Annotated in this window: 2 protein-coding genes; both read left to right on the top strand. The window is 74.4% G+C overall.

Annotated features, from left to right (window positions below; genetic code table 11):
• Nucleotides 1-4,838 (top strand): type I polyketide synthase (locus C1A38_RS30045; RefSeq protein WP_146017655.1); only part of this gene is annotated, 4,838 nt, incomplete at its 5' end.
• A gap of 13 nt (nucleotides 4,839-4,851) precedes the next feature.
• Nucleotides 4,852-5,626, top strand: a 775-nt coding sequence (locus C1A38_RS30040) for a beta-ketoacyl synthase N-terminal-like domain-containing protein (RefSeq protein ID WP_199180379.1), incomplete at its 3' end; no start/stop codon positions are given.

The raw sequence follows: 5,626 nt of genomic DNA, 5'->3' as shown, positions 1-5,626 counted from the left end.
ACGGCCTCAACGGCCCGACCCTGACCGTCGACACCGCCTGCTCGTCGTCCCTGGTCGCCCTGCACCTGGCCGCCACCGCCCTACGCCGCGGGGAATGCTCCGCCGCCCTGGTCGGCGGGGTGACAGTGATGGCGTCGCCCACGGCATTCGTCGAGTTCTCCCGCCAACGCGCCCTGGCAACGGACGGCCGCTGCCGGTCGTTCGCCGCCGACGCCACCGGCACCGGCTGGTCCGAAGGCGCCGGCCTGCTGCTGCTCGAACGCCTGTCAGTGGCCCGCGCCAAGGGCCACCAGATCCTCGCCGTGATACCCGGCAGCGCGGTCAACTCCGACGGTGCCTCCAACGGCATGACCGCCCCCAACGGCCCCGCCCAGGAGCGGGTCATCCGTGCCGCGTTGGGTGTGGCAGGCCTGTCGGCGTCGGATGTGGACGTGGTGGAGGCGCACGGCACGGGTACGTCGTTGGGTGACCCGATCGAGGCGCAGGCGGTGTTGGCCACGTACGGGTCCCGTACCGGTGGTGTGCCGGTGTTGCTCGGCTCGTTGAAGTCGAACATCGGTCATGCCCAGGCTGCTGCGGGTGTGGGTGGTGTGATCAAGATGGTGCAGGCGATGCGGGCCGGAGTGGCGCCCCGCTCACTGCACTGTGAAGTGCCGTCACCCATGGTCGACTGGGACTCCGGTGCGGTGCGGCTGCTGTCGTCCCGGCAAGACTGGCCCGACACCGGCCGTCCCCGCCGCGCGGCAGTCTCCTCCTTCGGAATCAGTGGCACCAACGCCCACGTCATCCTCGAACAAGCCCCGGCCGCCGACACCGAACCGGCCGCCGACACCGAACCGGGCAGCCCGGTCGCCTGGGTGGTGTCCGGGCACAACCCCGCCGCCCTGAGCGACCAGGCCCGCGCGCTGCACGACCTGGTCACCGGCCCCCAACGCCCGGACCCGACAAGCGTCGCGGTTGCCCTGACCCGCCGCACCGTCCTGCACCGCTGGGCCGTGGTCACCGGCACCGACCCGGACACCCGCGCCGCTGCCCTCGAAGCCCTGGCCACCGGCGGATCCGCACCCGGCCTGACACATGGCCCGGCCGGTCCGCGCGGCCGGCTCGCGTTCCTGTTCACCGGGCAGGGCAGCCAACGCATCGGCATGGGCCGCACCCTGTACGACCGGTCGGCACCGTACCGCCGCGCCCTCGACGACGTGTGCGCCCACCTCGACGGGCACCTCGACCAGCCGCTGCGCGACATCCTGTTCGCCGACCCGGACAGCGCCGACGCGGCCCTGCTCGGCCAGACCGTGTTCACCCAGGCCGCGCTGTTCGCCACCGAGGTCGCCCTCTACCGGCATGTGGAGGCCTGCGGGGTACGACCGGACACCGTCCTCGGCCACTCTGTCGGCGGGATCACCGCCGCGCACGTCGCCGGCGTGTTCGACCTGGCCGACGCCGCCCGGCTGATCGCCGCCCGCGGCCACGCCATGCAGGCCGCCCGCGACGACGGCGCGATGATCGCGCTGGACGCCACCGAAGACGAGGTCCGCGACTGGCTGGCCGGCCGTACCGACCTGACCGTGGCCGCAGTCAACGCCCCCCGATCCACAGTCGTCGCCGGGGACCGCGCCGCCGTCCAGGACACCGTCGAACACTGGCGATCCCGCGGCCGGCGGGCCACCGCGCTGCCGGTCAGCCACGCCTTCCACTCACACCACATGGACGGTGTGCTCGACGAGTTCCGCCAGGCGATCGACGGACTCACCTTCCGCGAACCCGTGCTCACCGTCGTCTCCGACACCACCGGCGACCCGGCTACCGCCAGCGAGCTGCGCAGCGCCGACTACTGGGTGCGGCACGTGCGGCAGCCGGTGCGATTCGCCGACGCGGTCCGCACCCTGCACCGTACGGGCGTCACCGACCTGGTCGAGATCGGTCCCGACGCCGTACTGACCGGACTGGCCGCAGCCACACTGGGCGACCCGCCCGGCCTCGTCGTCCCGATGCTGCGTGCCGGCCGCGACGAGCCGGAGACCGTGCTCACCGCCCTGGCCCTGCTGCACGGACGGGGCGTGCCGGTGGACTGGGAACGGGTACACCCCGGCAGCCGCCCGGTGCCGCTGCCCACCTACCGGTTCCGGCGCCGCCGCTACTGGCTGGACGCCCGTGCCGCCGGCCCGGCCGCAGCCGGACAGCACGACACCGCCCACCCGCTGCTCGGCGCGGCCGTCGATGTGGCCGGCTCGGACACCGCCGTACTGACCGGCCGACTCGATGCGACCGGCGGCGCCTGGCTGGCCGAGCATCGCCCCGGCGACGTCCCGCTGGTACCCGGCAGCGCCCTGACCGACCTGGTGCTGCGGGCCGGCGCGCAGGTCGCCTGCCACCAACTGGCCGAGCTGACCCTGAGCACCCCGCTGCCGTTCGACGGACGTGAACCGGTCGCCGTGCAGGTGGTGGCCGACGCCCCGGCCGACGACGGCAGCCGCACGGTCGCCGTGTACGCCCGCCCCGCCGGCGCCGCCGCCGGGCACCCGTGGACCCGGCACGCCGACGGCCTGCTCACCCCCGCACCGACGCCCGCCCCACCGTCCGGCCCGTGGCCACCGCAGGACGCCGAACCGGTCGCGCTCGACGACGTCTACGACCGGCTCGCCGGCCTCGGCTACCACTACGGACCGGCGTTCCGCCGGATGACCCGGCTGTGGCGCCGCCCCGGCGAACGGTACGTCGAGGTCACCCTCGCCGAGGACCAACTGCCCGAGGCCGCCGGCTACGCCCTGCACCCTGCGCTGCTCGACGCCGCGCTGCACCCGCTGCTGCCCCTGGTGGCCGCGGCACCGGACGAGGTGGGCGCCGAGGTGCTGCCGTTCGCGTTCACCGGGGTACGCCTGCACGCCAGCGGCGCGTCCACGCTGCGGGTCACCCTCACCGTCCACGAGACCGGCGAGGACGGCACGGTGGTGTCGCTGAACGCCACCGACCCGGCCGGCGGTCCGGTACTGACCGTGGATCGGCTGCGGTTGCTGCCCCGCGCCGCCGGCCCGGCCGCTGTCCCGGACGGGCTGCACCGGCTCACCTGGCGTCCGGTGCCTGCCCCGAACGGCGCGCCGGTGGACGCGGCGACGCTCGGCCTGCCGGATGCCACCGGGCTTCCCGCGTACGCCACGGTCGGCGACCTGCCCGCCACAGCTGCGGTGTTCGTGGCCGCCCCGGACGGCGACCCGGCCGCCACCCCACCGCAACGGGTACGACAGAGCCTGACCGCCACCCTCGACCTGCTGCGCCGTTGGCTGGCCGACGACACCCGCGCGGAACTGGTGCTGGTGACCCGGCATGCGGTCGCGACCACCACCGGCGCCGACCCCGACCCGGTCCAGGCCGCGGTGTGGGGCCTCGTCCGGTCCGCTCAGGCCGAACAGCCGGGCCGCTTCCGGCTGGTCGACGTGGACGACACCGACCCCTCCTGGGCGGCCCTCGCCGCCGTCGCCGCCACCACCGAACCGCAGACGGCGATCCGGGCCGGTCGGCTGTTGGCACCCCGCCTGGCCCCGGTCACCCGGGCCGGCACCGAAGCCCGGCCGGACCTGTCCGGCGGACCGGTGCTCGTCACCGGGGCCACCGGCGCGCTGGGCGCGGTCCTGACCCGACACCTGGTCACCGCGTACGGCGCCACCGACCTGGTGCTGCTCAGCCGCCGCGGACCGGCCGCCCCCGACGCCGACCGCCTCGCCGAAGAACTGACCGATCTCGGAGCTGCCGTACGCACCCTCGCCTGCGACGTCAGCGACCGTGCCGCCCTCGCCGCCGTGCTCGACGGACTCGACCGGCCACCCGCCGCCGTCGCCCACGTCGCCGGCACCACCCGTGACCGCACCATCACCGCGCTCACCGGCGACGACCTCGACCATGTGCTGGCACCCAAGGTGGACGCCGCCTGGCACCTGCACGAGCTGACGGCCGACCGGCCACCGGCACTGTTCCTGCTGTACTCCTCGGTGGCCGGCACCCTCGGCACCGCCGGACAGGGCAACTACGCCGCCGCCAACGCCTTCCTCGACGCGCTGGCACAGCACCGCCGCGCGGCCGGACTGCCCGCCGTCTCCCTCGGCTGGGGCCTGTGGGCACAGAGCAGCGCCCTGTCCGGGCACCTGTCCGACACCGACCGGCAGCGGGTGGCCCGGCTGGGACTGCGGCCACTTGCCGACGAGGAAGCGATGCGGCTGTTCGACGCCGCGCTCACCGACGGCGGACCGGCGTTCGCCGTCACCCGCTTCGACGTCCGCCGCCTCACCGACCCGCCGGCCGTGCTGCGCGACCTGGCCGTGCCCGCCCTGCCGGCGGCCTCCGCGGCCGTCGCCGCCGACCGGCCCGCCCTGGCCGCACAACTGGCTGGCCGCTCACCGGAACAACGACGCGACCTGCTCACCGGTCTGGTACGGGCGCAGGTCGCCGGCGTGCTCGGCCGCAGCGACCCGGACGGCATCGACCTGGACCGCGCCCTGACCGACCTCGGGTTCGACTCGCTCACCGCGGTCGAGCTGCGTAACCGGCTCGGTACGGCGACCGGGCACCGGCTGCCCGCGACGCTGGCGTTCGACCACCCGACCCCGGCCGCGTTGGTCGCCTACCTGGACGACCTGATGGCCGACAGCCCACCCGACGACGGCGTGCACGCCGAACTCGACCGGCTGGAGGCACTTCTGCGCGACGGCGGACCCGGCGACGGCACGATCGCCGACCGGCTGCGGCAGCTGCTCACCCTGGCGGCCCCCGATTCCCCGGCCACCGTTGACCTTGACACAGCCAGTGACGAAGCGCTGTTCGCGCTGATCGACGACCTCGACTGAGCGGGAGACGACCGTGGCCGACGAGCAGAAGTTGCGCGACTACCTCAAGCGCGCCATCGCCGACTCACAGGACCTGCGGGCCCGGCTGCGGGCCGCCGAGGACCAGGATCGGGAGCCGATCGCGGTGGTCGGCATGGGCTGCCGCTACCCGGGTGGCGTCACCTCACCGGACGAGCTGTGGGATCTGGTGCTGGCCGAGCGCGACGCGGTCGGTCCGTTCCCGGAGAACCGGGGTTGGCCGGCCGACCTGGTCGACCCGGACCCCGAAGCGGTGGGCAAGTCGTACGCGGGTGAGGGCGGCTTCCTGTACGACGCGGATCTGTTCGACGCGGACTTCTTCGGCATCTCGCCGCGCGAGGCCGAAGCCATCGACCCGCAGCAGCGGTTGCTGTTGGAAGTGGCATGGGAAACCGCCGAGAACGCCGGCATCGACCCGGAGTCGCTGCGCGGCACCGACACCGGCGTCTTCCTCGGCAGCATGTACCACGACTACGGCGCCCGGCCGCGGCTGCCCGGCGAGGCCGAGGGCTACCTGTTCAGCGGCAGCGCGGGCAGCATCGCGTCGGGTCGCCTGGCGTACGTGTTCGGGCTGGAGGGCCCGACTCTGACCGTCGACACCGCCTGCTCGTCGTCCCTGGTCGCCCTGCATCTGGCGGTCAGCGCCCTGCGTCGGGGCGAGTGCTCCGCTGCCCTGGTCGGCGGGGTGACGGTGATGGCGTCGCCGGTGGCGTTTGTGGAGTTTTCGCGTCAGCGGGGGTTGGCGGTGGATGGTCGGTGTCGGTCGTTTG

The organism is Verrucosispora sp. ts21 (assembly GCF_002879555.1).
GTDB lineage: Bacteria > Actinomycetota > Actinomycetes > Mycobacteriales > Micromonosporaceae > Micromonospora > Micromonospora gifhornensis.
Note: the sequence above shows the minus strand (reverse complement) of the source record. Positions and strands in the feature narration are given on the sequence as shown.